The following is a 15,613-nucleotide window of genomic DNA, read 5'->3' as shown; positions in this document are numbered from 1 at the left end:
AATATGGTAAAACGGCGTACAGCAAAATGGATTCGAAGATCGCACAGATACCTGGGGATTTTCCTGGGTTTGCAGTTTTTGATGTGGACCCTGAGTGGTATGTACTTCAGCTGGACCGACATTGATGAAATCCATGGGGACCATTTTAAGAACATGGATTACGAGCCACCTATATTTACAGGCCTGTTGGCCCCTTCCTTACTGGATGTTCCCGGAGGGATCCGTTCCATAGAAATCAGGGATATTGCAAATGTTCCCTATTACTGGATAAATAATAGCCACCTCTACAATGCAACGGATGGATCTGCAAAACCGTCCATCGACCAGGAAGAAGCCTTATATATTGCCGGTCAGTACATGCAGGACGGCTTAAAAGTAACGGACGTAAAGCTCATTGAGAAAATGGACTCTCACCACGAGTATCGGGAGAAACTACTGCCTGCCTTTGTTGTAACTTATGAGGGGGCAGATAACCTGAAGGCTTATGTATCTGCTGTGGATGGGAAATTTCAGACGGTACGCCACAGGGACTGGCGCATTTTTGATTTCCTATGGATGACGCATACCATGGATTATGAGGGACGGGACGATTTTAATACCACCTTACTTCGGACATTCTCCCTAATGGGATTGATAACTGTATTAAGCGGGTTCCTGCTTTGGTATATCAGCTCGCCTTCGATAATTAAATTGAAAAAACGATTAAATATAAAAAAATGAAACAGCGTATAATTTATATCGCAATTGCGGCAATAGCCGGGCTGGGGATTGGTTACCTGCTCTTTGGGGATACCAATACGAGCAAACAGGATAACAACATGCATGATCATTCCGCAGCTGTTCAGAACCAGATGTGGACCTGTTCCATGCATCCTCAGATTATGCAGCCGGAGCCGGGGGATTGTCCTATCTGTGGCATGGACCTGATACCCGCCGAATCTGGCGCTGAGGGTCTCGCTCCCGAGCAGTTTGCCATGACGGAAAATGCCATGGCCCTGGCCAATATAGAGACCACTGTTGTGGGAATGAATGGGGCAGGGGAGGCTTCAGACCTGATCTTGTCCGGAAAAATAGCCGTTAATGAAGAGGCGATCGCTGTACAGGCCAGTTATTTTGATGGGAGGATTGAGCGGTTAAATGTGAATTATGAGGGGCAGCGGGTACAAAAGGGACAATTGCTGGCCAGTATTTACTCCCCGGAACTGGTAGCGGCACAGCAGGAGCTGCTGACCGCGGTTTCCTTAAAAGAGTCACAGCCAAAATTATATCAGGCCGTCCGGAATAAACTACTGCTGTGGAAGCTTTCGGAAAGCCAAATCGACAAAATTGAACAAAGCGGGAAAGTGACCGAAAATTTTTCTGTTTATGCTACGGTCTCTGGAACGGTTTCAGAGGTAATGAGTGCGGAAGGGGATTATGTAAAAAAGGGGCAGCCTATCGTAAGGGTCAGCAATCTGAACACTGTTTGGGCTGAATTCGATGCCTATGAAAACCAGTTGTCACTTTTTAAAAAGGGACAAAAAGTCCGTATTCGCGCCAATGCGTATCCCAGCAAAATATTTGAAGGCAGCATTTCTTACATAGACCCCGTCCTGAATAGCAATACACGGACTGTGACGGTTCGCGCTACGATGAATAATACAGATGGTCTTTTTAAACCCGGAATGTTTATTACCGGCAGCATAGCCAGCGATCTTAACAAAAAAGGAGAATCAGAATTATGGATTCCTTCCTCTGCAGTAATGTGGACAGGAGAACGTTCCCTGGTCTACGTTAAAGTAACACCGGATCAGGCCGTTTTCGAAATGCGGGAAGTAGGGCTGGGCGCCCGTCAAGGGGAGCAGGTCAAAATAGTTTCAGGTTTGGCTGCAGGAGAGGAAATCGTTACGAATGGTACCTTTACGGTAGACGCTGCTGCCCAGTTACAGGGCAAGAAAAGCATGATGAACCGTTCGGGTGGGGTTTCTATGACGGGCCATGAAGGGCATATGGGATCAGAACCAGGACCGGATAGTAAAAACATGGGTAATACCGGGAAAATGGAATTCACAAAAGCCTTTCAAAGCCAGTTTGGTGTGGTAATAGCCTCCTATCTCAGGATGAAAAATGCTTTGGTGGCCAGCGACGCCAGTCAGACGGCGCGGTATGCAAAAGTATCAATAGAAGCCCTGAATAAAGCGGAGGTGAGTCAGCAAAAAGAGGGAAAAATGCACCTCACACAAATTCGGGAAAAGCTCGAAGCCATTTCGGCAACAAACAACTTGGAATTACAGCGGGAACATTTTGTTACGCTTAATGAGCATATGGTTGCTGTGGCGGCAAGCCTTAGTTCGTTGGAAAATACCCTTTACGTACAGCGTTGTCCCATGGCTAATAATAACAAGGGAGCGGTCTGGTTGAGTACGGAAAAAGAGATCAGGAATCCCTATTACGGGGATAAAATGATGAGATGCGGAGAAATTCTGGAAGAATTGGGTAGCTGAGGTAGTGTTTCCCGTGTTGGTTGCCGGACGCAAATACCACTGAATGCTCATTGGGAATCGCTTTTTAACAGGTCCAATAACTTTTAATAACTTTCGGTGTAAGAAAAAGCACTAAAATCCTACTTTTACAACGGATTTTTTTAAATGAGAGCATTATGTCGGAAACAAAAGAAAGAATAAAAACATTGATACTGGGCTCCGGCCCGGCAGGATATACAGCTGCAATTTATGCAGCACGGGCAGACCTGAAACCCGTAATCTATACAGGGATGGAGCCCGGTGGCCAATTGACCACCACTACCGAGGTGGAGAATTTTCCGGGTTATCCTGACGGCATTGACGGCCCTGCCATGATGGTCGATTTGCAAAAACAGGCCGAGCGGTTTGGAACGGATGTCCGCATCGGGATGGCAACGGCCGTTAATTTCTCAGATGAGCCCGGGGGTATCCACGAGGTTACGATAGACAACAATAAAGTGGTGGAAGCCGAGTCGGTGATTATCTCCACCGGTGCCACTGCCAAATATCTGAATATTCCCAGCGAACAGCGCCTGCGGGGTGGGGGTGTTTCTGCCTGTGCCGTGTGCGATGGGTTCTTTTATAAGGGCCAGGACGTAGCCATCGTTGGTGGAGGGGATACAGCTGCCGAAGAGGCATCCTATCTGTCCAAGATTTGCAATAAGGTAACCATGCTGGTCCGCAAAGATTACCTCCGGGCATCCAAGGCGATGCAAAACCGGATTATGAGCATTCCCAATATCGATATACGGTTTAATACGGAGGTGGATGAACTCTTGGGGGAACAGGTTGTTGAAGGCCTGCGGATGGTGAACAATCAGACAGGCGAAAAAGAAGAAATTAAGATAACCGGATTCTTTGTGGCTATCGGCCATAAGCCCAATACCGAAATTTTTAAAGGGCAACTGGAGATGGACCAGACCGGATACATCATCACCAGGGGTAAATCCACAAAAACCAATAAACCTGGTGTCTTTGCAAGCGGGGATGTGCAGGATAAGGAGTACCGGCAGGCAGTTACAGCAGCCGGTACGGGTTGTATGGCAGCCCTGGACGCTGAACGCTATCTGGCAGAGGTAGAAACACCCGAAGAATCCACTACCGGATAGGCTTAAGCCTTAATCGAGAAATAAAAAAAACCGCAAAGGCCAGACTTTGCGGTTTTTTGCTTTGATGTAAGGAGAAATACTACTCAATCTTTTTGTAGTTTTCTGAATATGAGCGGTTACCGTCTTCGTCGAAATTAATCTGACTGTAGGTGTCCCCGTCAATGATTAATTCAAAGGTGAACTGCCGAATGGTATCCAGGGCCTGCAACATTTGGTAATCCCCGAATTCGATGGTTTCCACCAATTCTGTGTTTGTGATGTAATAACTCCCATATCCAAAACGGCCAACCGTATCATTGGGATCTGTTCGGGACCACATCACTTTTCCGTTGTAAAACATTTTTATTTGCCGGTATCCTTTAACCAAAGCTGTGGTATCGACCACCTGCTGTCCATTGTAATTATAGAAGCTTTGAAGTTCCCAGGTGCCCTCGATGGAATGCATGTTGTCCGGTCTCGCTGAGGTAAGGGCTGTTGCGGTAATAAGAATGAGCGCCAATACGACTAGTCCGAGAATTTTTTTCATAGTAGGTGTAGTATTAAAATTATGTTAATAAGATACAATATTATTTGGTATTCCAGCAAATAATATCTTAAAAATGCGACGTATTTACAGCAAAGCAACTTCCTGTTTAAACATTCTGAAATACGATATTAGCCTGTATATAGTTGTTGATTACCCTTGGCGAATCCAGGAGTATCCGGGAGGCAGCAAAACTTATAAGGAGCGAAATTGGAAATCTGAACGTGGGTGTTACAGCGTTTTTTTATTTGAATTAGACCCTTCTGTTCACAGGAGCAGGGAAACACCGCTTCCGCCGGTTGTGGGGAAAATAATTTTTCCATCCTGTCCTATTGCAACCCCACTGGCGATATCTTCCCTTAATAGCATGGCTCCATCCATATCCACATAATCCAGTTCGGGAAGCAGCTGTGCAATGGCTGAAATCCCGACTGAAGATTCGGTCATACATCCAACCATCACTTTCAGGCCCAGTTCACGGGCCCTTGCAATCATACGGCGGGCGGGGATCAGCCCGCCGCACTTGGTTAGTTTTATGTTGATACCGTTAAAATGCAACGCGCATTTGTCCACATCTTCTTCCCGGATACAACTTTCGTCCGCAATTACGGGCAATACACTGTTGTGAATAACCTGTTCCATCCCTTGCCAGTTGTCTGCGGCCAGGGGTTGTTCAATAAATTCTACGCCCAGGGGTTTAAGAGCAAGGGCATTTTCAATGGTTTCCCGGGCTGTCCAGGCGCAATTTGCGTCCACCCTGAAAACGGCATCCGTATGGTTCCGCAATTCTTTTATAATCGAAACGTCTTCTGTAGTCCCCAATTTAATTTTGTAAACCGGCCAGGGCTTTTCAAGCATTTTAGACCGCATTTTTTCGATGGTATCCAAACCGATTGTATAATTGGTGATCGGGTAATTGGTAGGCTCAGTCCCCCATATTTCATATAATGGCTTCCCCATTAATTTTCCATAAAGGTCATGGGCAGCCTGGTCCAGGGCGCATTTGCTGAAATTTGAAAGCTCCTGCTCGTCCATCCACTGGTAGAATGCTTCCGGGCTTTGAAGCTTATAAGCACCTATCTCAGTACACACAGCTCGTATTTCCCTTTTCATTCCGGCAAGAGTGATTCCGTAATAGGGTTTTGCCGCTGCTTCACCATATCCGGTTTTACCCTCTTGTGCGAGGGAAACAATCAGACATTCCTGATGGTCATACCGTTCACGGGAAATGCCGAATGAGTGTTTGAGTTTCAGGTTGTAAGCGCGTAGTTGAAGCTCCACATATATAGATTTACATCCCTAAAGTAATGATTTCAGGCTTTTATAAAAACAAAACCCCCGGGAGCTTCCCGGGGGCTGGTTTAGATGACTGCCTCTTTTTTGATTGATGATAAAAAATAAATTCTTTAATACTTATGTACGCTTCCGGATACCGATTTATTGCTTTTTACATTGGGGTTTCCGCTATAAGAAATATCCCCACCGCTACTTGCATCGGCGGTCAGGGATTCGGATACCTGTACCTTGATGTCTGCTCCGCTGCTCGCCTCGGCGTGGCAAACTTTAACATTGAGGTCTCGTGCCTTAATATCTGAGCCGCTACTGGCATCTGCATAAAGCAGATTTGCCCGTCCTGCCAGACGTATGTCCGCCCCGCTGCTGGCGTCGGCCTCTATTTCATCGGCAACCACTTCTAACTGCAGTGTACCCCCGCTACTGCTATCCAAATTTAACTTACCCGCCTCCAGGGTACCATTCACCTCGAGGTCCGCTCCACTGGAAGCAGAAAGGCTGGTCACCTCCGGCAGGGTAACATAAACTTTTTTGGTTGCCCTCCCGATATTTTCAATGGCATGTACCTTCAGTTTGCCATTCCTGATGTCCGTACCGATCAGTTCGATTACATTCTCATCGGCTTCAACCCGGATGCTGTGGCTGGACCCCTGAGTCACGTAGACATCTATTCCTTCTGAGGCGCTTATGGCCGTGAAATCTTCGGTAATATTCCGGCTTTCCTCTTCCACCACCCCGTTTCCTTTAACTCCGGAGCCCCAGTTTACGTCCAGCATACAGGATGTGCTGAGCAGGGCCAAAATAATTGCGATTGTAAATCTTGCTAGTGTTGCCATTTTCTTCGTTTTTTTAATTGACAGGGGCATACCCCCGGGTGATTGTTTCAGTTGTTTTCAAATGTCTTAATTCCCGCTGCCTTAAAGCAGTTAATACGACCGAACTGTAAAAATCGTTTACCGAATTGCAGTTCTTTACCGATTTTCCTCAGCTTTGATCTGAATTCCATCCTGGTCTATCTTCATCTTAAAGGAATCCTCATTGTCTTCCAACTGTACATCCAGGCCATCCTCATCCAGGATGATCCTGCCGTTTCCTTCACTATCATCGGCCTCATCCGGGCAATTGAGACAAATCAATTCTCCGTTTTCGTCCATCCTCCAGCGGTATTTCACTATTTCCTTCCTGTAGAGGTTGCGGTCCGTTCGCGTCCTGCGTCCCATGTAATTCCGGGCATTAGCGTCAAATTCCAGGATGGTTCCCGCAGGAACGTAGACTGCAATGCGCATTTCCTGATCCCTGAGTTTGTTTGCCACCTCAGTGCTGAAATAGTTGTCGAGCATCAGGGTTTTTCCAGAGAGGGAATAAGAATACAGGATTTGAGCGGCACGATCGCGAGCGTTCTGGTAGGAGTTCCCGTCTGCATCCTTGCGGATCCGGATAGAAGCTACCGTGTCTTCTGCTTTCCGGATATCCAGCAGGAGATCATCCGAGTAAAGCATTGCGTTATCGTTGTCATCATACCTGATCTTCATACCCCCTATGGTCGCCGTCCGGTAGTCGGAGAATTCCCCTTCCCTGAACTGAATACGCAGGCTGTCTGGCTGCGGTTGGATGAGCAGGGTGTCCCGCTCGGTAATACTTCCGGTAAAGGCATGGGCTGATGCCTGCTTGATCCCCAGTACGGCCAGGGTTATTAAGGATATCAGCCAGAGTCCCAGCAGGGAGAATTTTGCTATATATCCTATAGATTTCAAATTGGTGACCAGGATGCGAATTCCCAGGTACATCAGGAAGAAAAACGGAATACCCAGTGCAAAAAACAACAGCAGGGATACCAGCCATAGGGGCGCACTGGTGGAATTCACCATCCCGATAAAATCTACCCCCGGAATATGCACGATATCTACGATCCCTACTGTAAACAGGCCAATGAATAAAGCGATCAGGCTACTGGCTCCTATTATGATGAGCAGGATGCCTATAAACTTTCCGATGACCTTAAAAAGGAACATTATAATGTCTCCCAGGGTATCGAAAAATGTCTTCCCGGTTTCCTTTACTTTGGAACCTACTTTTTCATAATCAACGCTTCTTACTTTGTCGGCCACATCATCGAACCCCTCTTTTACTTTGCGTTCAATATTGCTGATATTGACCGGCTCCCCGGTCATATCCAGCTTTTGAGAGGTCGTGGCCGCTTCCGGGACCAGTATCCACAGGATCAGGTAGGCAATTAAGCCAAATCCACCCGCAAATAGCGCCAGGAATACAAAGATCAGCCGGATCCACAGGGCATCGATCCCCAGGTAATGTTCCAGGCCGGCACAAACCCCGCCTATATATTTGCGGTCTATGTCTCGGTACAGTTTTTTGGCCCGAGAGGCGGAAGCCCTCCTTCTGCCGGAGGCAGGCGGGTCCTCAAAGATTTCCTCATCGATATGGTAGTCTTCCGGCTGCCCCATAATAGCGATTACTTCATCTACTTCCTTCTGGGTAATGACCTGCCGGTCATTTTCCATTTTTTCATAGAACAACTCCGCTATCCTGGCTTCAATATCTGCTATAATCTCATCGCTTCCGGTGGTTCCGGCAAAGGAGCGTTTAATAGCCTCAAGGTAGCGCTGGAGCTTCTGGTATGCATTTTCATCAATATGAAAAAGCATATTAGCTAGGTTTATATTTACAGTCTTGTTCATTTTACTTGTTTTTTACCTTGGTTACGATATTCACAGCTGAGCGAAGTTCATCCCAGGTGGTGTTCAATTCCTTCAGAAAAACCTTTCCGGTTTCTGTTAGTGCATAGTATTTCCGTGGGGGCCCTGAGCTGGATTCCTCCCAGCGATAATTGAGCAGGCCGGCATTTTTAAGCCGGGTCAGCAGCGGGTAAATGGTACCCTCCACTACGAGCATTTTTGCATCTTTAAGGGTCTCCAGGATCTCAGAGGCATACTTGTCCTCTCCACTGAGGATCGAAAGGATGCAATACTCCAGGACGCCCTTACGCATTTGTGCTTTTGTATTTTCGATGTTCATAATTTGTTTTCTTTTCCTTCGGGCCCAGGGGTCCGAAGCTTGTTAACTGTTCGTTTTTTGTGGGTTCATGATTATGATGATTGATGAATAAACTTTTAATTTTTTTAATGCAGGCTCACAATGCGATGCATCTTCCAGCTGTCCCCTTCATTTTTCCAAAGGGTAATAAAGCGACTGGGTTTGGATATAGCCTCCGGCTCTTCACTGTTATAAAATTTATGCAGGCCAATTTCGACAGCCCCAAATCCTTTGATCTCATGAATTTCGACACTTTCCGGAATCAGTTCCCGCCTTACCTTGCCACAGATGTTGGATTGAATACTGCTAAGAATATCGGATTTTGAAAGACTCAGCCCTCCCTGATCGTGATAAAATTCGAGGTCATCAGAAAGTAAGGCAGCCTGTGTGTCCATATCACATTGATTGTAAGCATCGAAATATACCTGGTCCTGTTTCAGGATAGTCTGATATAGATCCGAACTGCTTTCAAGCTGGGCCGTTAGCATACCGGTACAGAGTAAAGTGGTTACAGACAAAAAGTTCAGCAGCTTTTTCATTTGATGAATTTTATGGTTATGGGATACCTGAAGTATTCCCCTTCACTGCTTCGGATAGTTGCCAGAATGGTGTAGGTAATATTGACCACAAATAACCCCAAACCCAGGATGCCACCGATTCCTACCGGTACCCACAGGCCTGGAAAATCAAAAAAGTTACCGTCAAAATGGAAACTGAATGGCCAGGCATGATCAAAATCATTCCACTCCAAAAAGCCCCCGTTAAAGATCCCGGGTAGAAAACCAAGAAAAAACGGGATGGAAATCATACCCAGAATAACACTGTAAAGCAGCAGGCTAATCTGGAAATTCAGTGCCTGCTTTCCATGGTAATCCACAAATTCGTATTGCTTTCGGTTAGCCATCCACAATACCAGGGGCAACAGGAAATTTCCAAAAGGAATAAAGAACCTGCTGAAGGTGGAACCATGTATGATTGCGGCCAGATTTCGTTCGTGTTTTGACAATGTTTCTGTCATGGCATAGTTGTTTCTTATGCAAATATATATACTAAAGAAGGTATTATGCAAAACATAGTACTATAATTTAACATATAATTAACACTTCAGTGATCCACTTTTTTTGATACTTTTAAGCTCTAATAAATCTGCTAATGGCCCTCTCAACCGCTCAATTCAATCGTTTTATGTTTTTTAAACTCCCTTCGGCCTGGTGGTGTGGGGTACGCTTAATAGAAATCGATGCTCAAAAGGCCATTACTTCTGTCAAACACCGCTGGGTAAACCAGAATCCGTTTAAATCTATGTTCTGGGCTGTACAGGGAATGGCAGCCGAGTTCAGCACGGGGGCCCTGGTCATCCAGGAAATCCGTAAAAGCGGTAAACCGGTTTCCATGCTCGTCTTAAATAACAAAGCCAACTTTAGCAAGAAAGCCACCGGACGGATACAGTTCGTCTGTAATGCAGGCGACAAGGTCAGTGAAGCCGTTTCCCGTACCCTGTCCACAGGGGAGGGGCAGACCGTTTGGCTGGAAGCTATTGGTACAGACAGGGACGGGCATATAGTGAGCACTTTTTCCTTTGAATGGACCCTCAAATTGAAATGAAATGGGAATAGGGGACACCAGAGCGGTGAGCTATCGGTTACCGGAGGTATTTCTGCAAGTATTTCCCGGACTCTGAAATTTTAGTTATTTTCAATTTAAATAATTTGGGTATGGGCTACTCTATGGAATTTAATGTGAATCCTCAGTACCTTGAGGTAGTCATCCAAATACAGATTGAGAAAGGAAAAGAATTGAAAGAGGCTGTAGAACGCTGGTCCAAAATATCTGAATTATGCAAGGAGCACCAATTGGATAAAATCCTGGCCGTTATGGAATTCGATGGCTTCTACGGAGCAGAAACCAAGTTCAACCTGGTAAAAAAGGCATCGGATTTTGGATGGGATCCCAGCTATCGATTGGCTATAATAGTCCAGAATGACCAACAGTATGCCGAAATGCTTTTCACGCAAACAGTAATGGACAACATGGGATATCAAATGAAGTTGTTCAAGAACCTTCGCAAAGGTCGCAAGTGGCTGTTTAGCTGATCTGCATGTGTAACAAAAACCAAACGAAAGCTACTGATCAGCCACAGGCTGGCTGGCAACACCAACCAGCTGTGATTTTTAATCGCTGGTTTTACGGATATATCCTGAAGGCAGCCACTGATTTAATAAAAACGTAACAAACTTCAAGACAAGAAACCTATGAATGCACACGAAATAGATTACGAGATCCACGGGGAAGAGATGCAGTATGTATCGGTAGAACTCGATCCAATGGAGGCTGTAGTTGCAGAAGCAGGGTCCTTTATGATGATGGACCCCAACATACGGATGGAAACCATTTTCGGGGATGGCTCCAAAAAGGACACCGGAGTCCTGGGCAAGATTTTCTCTGCCGGGAAACGAATCCTGACCGGGGAGAGCCTTTTTATGACGGCTTTTTACAACGACGGGCAGGTTAAGCGGTCCGTCAGTTTTGCTTCGCCTTACCCGGGAAAAATTGTCCCGATAGACCTTTCAGAAAAAGGAGGGAAGTTTATTTGCCAGAAAGATGCGTTTCTCTGTGCAGCCAAAGGGGTATCTGTAGGAATAGAATTTTCAAAACGCCTGGGACGCGGTTTTTTTGGAGGGGAAGGGTTTATCATGCAAAAACTGGAAGGCGACGGAATGGCTTTTGTACATGCAGGGGGGACTATGGCCAGACGGGAGTTGCAGCCAGGAGAGAAACTTCGCGTAGATACCGGTTGCCTGGTAGGTTTTTCTCAGACAGTGGATTACGATATTGAATTTATAGGGGGGATCCGCAATACGCTTTTCGGGGGAGAAGGCCTATTTTTCGCCACCCTCACTGGTCCGGGGGTAGTCTATATACAGTCATTACCCTTTAGCAGGCTGGCCGACCGTATCTGGGCTGCTGCTCCCAAAGGCGGAGGGAAGGACAAAGGCGAAGGCAGTATTCTGGGGGGGCTTGGAGACCTCATCGATGGGGATAACCGGTTCTGAAAGGTTTGTTAGCACATTTAATAAATCGCTAATTACAGTAGATTAGCAATAAAAGGCCTCTGAATTATAGATTCAGGGGCTTTGTTTATATTTAAACCGGGGAGGGGCGGGCTTTAGCCCCGAAACACATCATTTTGCAGCTTGGGTTTATGGATTTTAAGGTATTGCTTTCATTTTTAGAGGAACTCAACCAAAACAATTCCAAGGATTGGATGGATCGCCACCGTGGCCGCTATAAGGCTTTGCGTCATGAATTTATCCAGTGGCTGGACGCGCTGGATTCTGAACTGGCACAAAGGGATCCCGATTATTACCCGACACCCGGAAAAAGGGGGATCAACAGGATCAATAATAACCTGATGTTCCACCCGAACAAGCCTGTTTACAAGGACCATTTCGGAGCAGGTCTGGATAAGGCTCCTAAAACTGCCGATTTCTACGTTGAAATAGGGTTGAAAGGATCCTTTCTGGCGGGTGGCTTGTGGCGCCCGGATCCTGAACGACTCAACCGGGTACGGGCTGCAATCGACTATGACGGGGAAGTATTGCAAGCTATTCTGCATAAACCATCCTTTAAAAAAATGTTTGGCGGTCTCTATAAAGACGAAATGTTGCAGCGCATGCCGAAAGGCTATTCTGCGGATCATCCGCAGGCAGACCTGCTAAAACAAAAAACATTTGCAGTGGTGCGGAATTTACCGGAAGAGGCCATATATAGTCCGGATTTTGAGAAAAAGATCTTTGAAACCTATTTTGAAATGCTCCCCTTCAGGCGTTATCTTAACAAAGCATTGTCTGTCGGGAACTAAAACCAAAGAATAAAACAAATGCCTCTAAGCCAGAGACTGCGAAACATTCAAAAGGAAATCTTATCGGATGCCTGGTATAAGCTCTACCGTTATACCTTCGACTATTTGCGAAGCGATGGTCTCTGGGACCGGCAGCAGCGCGAGGCCTATGACAGGGGAAACGGGGTAGCCGTGTTACTGTATAATCCGCAGGCGGAAACCATACTGCTTACCTCACAGTTTCGGATGCCAACTTATATTAACGGCAACGCGACAGGTTTCCTCACCGAGGCCTGTGCAGGGGTCCTTGATCAGGCAGATCCGGAGCTTTGTATCCAAAGGGAAATCCTTGAAGAAACAGGTTACAGAGTCCCAAAAGTGGAACGCGTGATGGAGGTATATACCTCCCCGGGGGCCGTTACGGAACGGATGTTCCTGTACCTTGCCCGTTATACTTCGGAGATGAAAAAGGAAGATGGGGGAGGCCTTATGGATGAATCTGAGGATATTGAACTTTTGGAGTGGAGCTATAAGGAAACCCTGAAGGCGATGGAAAATGGCCTGATCAGGGATGCCAAAACCCTCTTATTACTACAATATGCCGCGCTCTACGGCCCGCTAAAAGCGGCCTTTGGGAAATCCTAGTAGTGTTCCCGTATCCAATTCAGGATTCGCTGCATTCGCTCTCGGATCAGACGGGTTGGCCGGGTGTAATGGTTGTTCATAAAACTGAAGATCACAATCTTGCCGGATTTGCAGACGAGATATCCGCTGAGGCTATGGTTATTGCTGAGGGTTCCTGTTTTCCCAAAAAGATAGGGGCCCGCTGCGTCCCTGAAGTAATCTTTCAGTGTGCCATCTGCTCCCCCCTGAGCCAATAAACCAAAAAGCCGTTGCCGTGGTACCTCGCTATACATCCTGTATAAGAGGTAAACTAGGGATTCCGGGGAAGTGAGGTTATATCGGGAGAGGCCGGAAGCGTCTACCCAGCGCCCTTGCTGAGGTAAGCTGGCCAAATGTTCTTTTAAAATATAATCCCTGGCGATTTCAAAACTCAGCTCTTCCCCCAGGGTGGAAGACACCATAAGCAAGGTCTGTTCGGCCAGGAAGTTATCGCTTTGCTGCATCATGCGCCGCAAAAGGCTATCGGTAGGGATGCCTTCAAGCACAAGGAAATCTTCGCCGGAGGGATCAGCCCCCCAATTCAACTGCCTCCCGCTGGCTTCACCCCAGAGGCTCAATTGCAGGTCAAAGTCTAGCCGCAAGGGAACCTCCAGGGTATCGGGGATGTTTCCATTGAGGTAAAAACGGTTCCGGGTCAAATCCCTGCGACTACTGCCTACGGCTCTGACGATGCTATCTTCGAATATTTGGGGAAGGATCTCCGGGCCTTGCTTGGTTTGCTGCAGCCGCAGCACATTGCCATAAATGGGGAAGGCGGTTTTTTCGGGCATATAACCACGGTCAAAGTCTTCCCAGGCCCATCCCGGGGCCCAGTAGGGTTCGCCCAGGTTTTGCCGGGTCAGAATGCCACCGGTTTGTTCCTGTAAAAACCGTATTGCAGTACTGTCCTGAAAGTAGGGGTGAAGGGTGGCAGGATATCCAGTCCCCAGTATATACAACAAATCTCCATCGTATCGGTATTTCAGTGCCGGCAGCTTTTCGGGCAGTGTTTTTAGAGCAGCATACAGGGTGAAAAGCTTTTGATTGCTGGCCGGCGTGAAAAGCCTGTTTGCGTTTTGGGAGTAAAGGGTATCGCGCTGGCCGGCATCTATTATTAAGAGCCCGGTAAACTGATCAGTCAAAACCTGATCTCCCACCTGATCGCTTACGAAACGTTTAATTTTCCGATTGGTGGAACAACTGCTTAGAACAATTGAAAGACCCAGTAAAAAAGTAAGAAAGAAGGTCTTGGGAATGAGCTGAATTTGCAAGGGGTTTGATGCTATTTGACGAAATTAACAAGAATTTTTTTAATTTTTAACGGGAGCTGAACAATAATAAAATCATTTTTTTTGTTAATTTTAGGGTAACAACAGTCTAACTAAACATTCTGAAACATGGCTCAAGCGATGTTGGAGTATACCAAAACGGTACTTCAGAAGGTAAGTTTTGATGCACGCTTATTTAGTAGAGAACTTAAAAAAGCAATCGATCGACTCTTACCCAAAGAATTAGAAGAGTTGAAAAAATGGCTTTTGCAGTTTACAACAGATAAGCCAGAATTACAGCAAAGCCTGGTTTATCTTCCGGTTTAAAATAAAGTCCTCGCAGCTGCGGGGACTTTTTCTTTATCGGAGAAACGGGTCGGGTAAATTTCAGGCATTCATCTTTTTGGACGGATTGATGATGCGAACATCCTGAAAGACGATTGCCCCCCTGACCACCGCGGCAATGGTTTCCCTGATGGCGGCGGTTATTTGCTGCTTGAGTTCTTTTTTATGATAAATCAGGCTAACTTCCCGGGCGGGAGGCGGCTCCTGAAAATACTTCAACCGGTTCTTGCGCTTTTCGTCCAGCCCCAGGGTATGCAAATAGGGGAGCAGGGTCATTCCCATTTGCTCATCGGCAAGGTTTAGCAAGGTTTCAAAACTGCCGCTTTGCAGTTGAAAATGGTCCTGACTGGCATTAAATCCGGCTTTACATAGATTGATCACTCCATCCCGAAAGCAGTGCCCGTCTTCCAGCAGCAGGATATCGTTAATATCCAGGTCTTCCGGTCTTAACTTGCCAGACTGCGAAAGCCTGTGGGATTCCGGGACATAGGCTACAAAGGGTTCGTAATACAACGGGCGCTCTACCAAATCATCAATCCCCAAAGGTGTTGCAGCGATGGCCGCATCCAGGTGCCCTTCTCTAAGGTTTTTTATAAGGCTTTCCGTGCTTTGTTCTTTAATCATCAACTGTACCTTCGGATAGCTATTGATAAATGTTTTCAGGAACATGGGCAGCAGCGTAGGCATGACGGTGGGAATAATCCCCAAAGTATAGGTTCCGCCAATAAATCCCTTTTCCTGGTCGACTATATCCTTTATGCGGGCTGCCTCATTTACAATGTTACGTGCCTGATCCACAATTTTCTGCCCGGCTTCGGTAATGGAAATGGGTTTCTTGCTGCGGTCAAAAATCTGTATATCCAGTTCGTCTTCTAATTTTTGTACCTGCATGCTGAGGGTAGGCTGGGTAACAAAACTTTTCTCAGCGGCAACCGTAAAGTTTCTGTATTCGGCTACAGCGAGAACGTATTGAAGCTGGGTGATGGTCATAAACGGATCCTTTTCTATATTAAAATTAA

At 46.5% G+C, this 15,613-nt stretch carries 18 protein-coding genes; 9 read left to right on the top strand and 9 right to left on the bottom strand.

Translation table 11 applies throughout. The features are described 5' to 3' along the window. Positions 1-3 precede the first annotated feature (3 nt). The 3 genes from ACT6NU_RS00810 to trxB all read left to right on the top strand — a co-directional run bounded on the left by ACT6NU_RS00810 (position 4) and on the right by trxB (position 3,610). Positions 4-720, top strand: coding sequence for a PepSY domain-containing protein (locus ACT6NU_RS00810; protein ID WP_445382560.1), 717 nt, complete (start codon positions 4-6; stop codon positions 718-720). Further along, positions 717-2,483: an efflux RND transporter periplasmic adaptor subunit gene (locus ACT6NU_RS00805; protein ID WP_445382559.1), complete on the top strand. Its 1,767-nt coding sequence runs from the start codon at positions 717-719 to the stop codon at positions 2,481-2,483. The genes ACT6NU_RS00810 and ACT6NU_RS00805 overlap by 4 nt, the downstream gene beginning before the upstream one ends. Before the next feature lie 155 nt (positions 2,484-2,638). After that, the gene (gene trxB / locus ACT6NU_RS00800; RefSeq protein WP_445382558.1) at positions 2,639-3,610 is read left to right on the top strand and encodes a thioredoxin-disulfide reductase; all 972 of its coding nucleotides are present in this window, start codon (positions 2,639-2,641) and stop codon (positions 3,608-3,610) included. A gap of 79 nt (positions 3,611-3,689) precedes the next feature. On the opposite strand, the gene ACT6NU_RS00795 is transcribed toward trxB, so the two are convergent. The 7 genes from ACT6NU_RS00795 to ACT6NU_RS00765 all read right to left on the bottom strand — a co-directional run bounded on the left by ACT6NU_RS00795 (position 3,690) and on the right by ACT6NU_RS00765 (position 9,495). Beyond that, positions 3,690-4,136, bottom strand: coding sequence for a hypothetical protein (locus ACT6NU_RS00795; protein WP_445382557.1), 447 nt, complete (start codon positions 4,134-4,136; stop codon positions 3,690-3,692). A 264-nt stretch (positions 4,137-4,400) separates the two neighbouring features. Further along, positions 4,401-5,414, bottom strand: coding sequence for a dipeptide epimerase (locus tag ACT6NU_RS00790; protein WP_445382556.1), 1,014 nt, complete (start codon positions 5,412-5,414; stop codon positions 4,401-4,403). A 125-nt stretch (positions 5,415-5,539) separates the two neighbouring features. Next, positions 5,540-6,262, bottom strand: coding sequence for a head GIN domain-containing protein (locus tag ACT6NU_RS00785; RefSeq protein ID WP_445382555.1), 723 nt, complete (start codon positions 6,260-6,262; stop codon positions 5,540-5,542). Positions 6,263-6,397: 135 nt separating this feature from the next. Next, positions 6,398-8,089 carry a PspC domain-containing protein gene (locus ACT6NU_RS00780; RefSeq protein WP_445382554.1) on the bottom strand — a complete coding sequence of 564 codons (1,692 nt, stop codon included), beginning with the start codon at positions 8,087-8,089 and terminating at the stop codon, positions 6,398-6,400. Positions 8,090-8,123: 34 nt separating this feature from the next. Further along, complete coding sequence (locus ACT6NU_RS00775; protein ID WP_445382553.1) at positions 8,124-8,459, bottom strand: PadR family transcriptional regulator; 336 nt, start codon at positions 8,457-8,459, stop codon at positions 8,124-8,126. Between the two features lie 104 nt (positions 8,460-8,563). After that, entirely contained in the window at positions 8,564-9,016 is a 453-nt protein-coding gene (locus ACT6NU_RS00770) for a nuclear transport factor 2 family protein (protein WP_445382552.1), read from the bottom strand. Further along, a complete protein-coding gene (locus tag ACT6NU_RS00765) occupies positions 9,013-9,495 on the bottom strand; it encodes a DUF4870 domain-containing protein (protein ID WP_445382551.1) in 483 nt (160 codons plus the stop codon). Before ACT6NU_RS00765 ends, ACT6NU_RS00770 begins: the two co-directional genes overlap by 4 nt. Positions 9,496-9,629: 134 nt before the next feature. On the opposite strand from ACT6NU_RS00765, the gene ACT6NU_RS00760 reads away from it, so the two are divergent. From ACT6NU_RS00760 to ACT6NU_RS00740, 5 genes are all read left to right on the top strand, one after another. Further along, the gene (locus ACT6NU_RS00760) at positions 9,630-10,082 is read left to right on the top strand and encodes a DUF4442 domain-containing protein (RefSeq protein ID WP_445382550.1); all 453 of its coding nucleotides are present in this window, start codon (positions 9,630-9,632) and stop codon (positions 10,080-10,082) included. Between the two features lie 110 nt (positions 10,083-10,192). Continuing rightward, positions 10,193-10,570 (top strand): hypothetical protein, encoded by a 378-nt coding sequence (locus tag ACT6NU_RS00755; RefSeq protein WP_445382549.1) that lies wholly within the window; start codon positions 10,193-10,195, stop codon positions 10,568-10,570. 159 nt (positions 10,571-10,729) lie between these two features. Next, on the top strand, positions 10,730-11,530 hold the full coding sequence (locus ACT6NU_RS00750) for a TIGR00266 family protein (protein ID WP_445382548.1): 801 nt from the start codon (positions 10,730-10,732) through the stop codon (positions 11,528-11,530). A gap of 149 nt (positions 11,531-11,679) precedes the next feature. Beyond that, the gene (locus ACT6NU_RS00745; protein WP_445382547.1) at positions 11,680-12,339 is read left to right on the top strand and encodes a DUF2461 domain-containing protein; all 660 of its coding nucleotides are present in this window, start codon (positions 11,680-11,682) and stop codon (positions 12,337-12,339) included. A gap of 18 nt (positions 12,340-12,357) precedes the next feature. Further along, positions 12,358-12,963, top strand: a complete 606-nt coding sequence (locus tag ACT6NU_RS00740; RefSeq protein ID WP_445382546.1) for an NUDIX domain-containing protein — start codon at positions 12,358-12,360, stop codon at positions 12,961-12,963. On the opposite strand, the gene ACT6NU_RS00735 is transcribed toward ACT6NU_RS00740, so the two are convergent. After that, the gene (locus tag ACT6NU_RS00735) at positions 12,960-14,252 is read right to left on the bottom strand and encodes a D-alanyl-D-alanine carboxypeptidase/D-alanyl-D-alanine-endopeptidase (protein ID WP_445382545.1); all 1,293 of its coding nucleotides are present in this window, start codon (positions 14,250-14,252) and stop codon (positions 12,960-12,962) included. The two genes, ACT6NU_RS00740 and ACT6NU_RS00735, sit on opposite strands and share 4 nt — an antisense overlap. 126 nt (positions 14,253-14,378) lie before the next feature. On the opposite strand from ACT6NU_RS00735, the gene ACT6NU_RS00730 reads away from it, so the two are divergent. Continuing rightward, positions 14,379-14,576, top strand: a complete 198-nt coding sequence (locus ACT6NU_RS00730; RefSeq protein ID WP_445382544.1) for a hypothetical protein — start codon at positions 14,379-14,381, stop codon at positions 14,574-14,576. Between the two features lie 60 nt (positions 14,577-14,636). On the opposite strand, the gene ACT6NU_RS00725 is transcribed toward ACT6NU_RS00730, so the two are convergent. Further along, a complete protein-coding gene (locus ACT6NU_RS00725) occupies positions 14,637-15,584 on the bottom strand; it encodes a hydrogen peroxide-inducible genes activator (RefSeq protein ID WP_445382543.1) in 948 nt (315 codons plus the stop codon). Positions 15,585-15,613 lie beyond the last annotated feature (29 nt).

It is taken from the genome of Robiginitalea rubriflava, assembly GCF_052540725.1.
The sequence above is the reverse complement of the archived record's forward strand: the minus strand, read 5'-3'. Positions and strand labels throughout refer to the sequence as shown.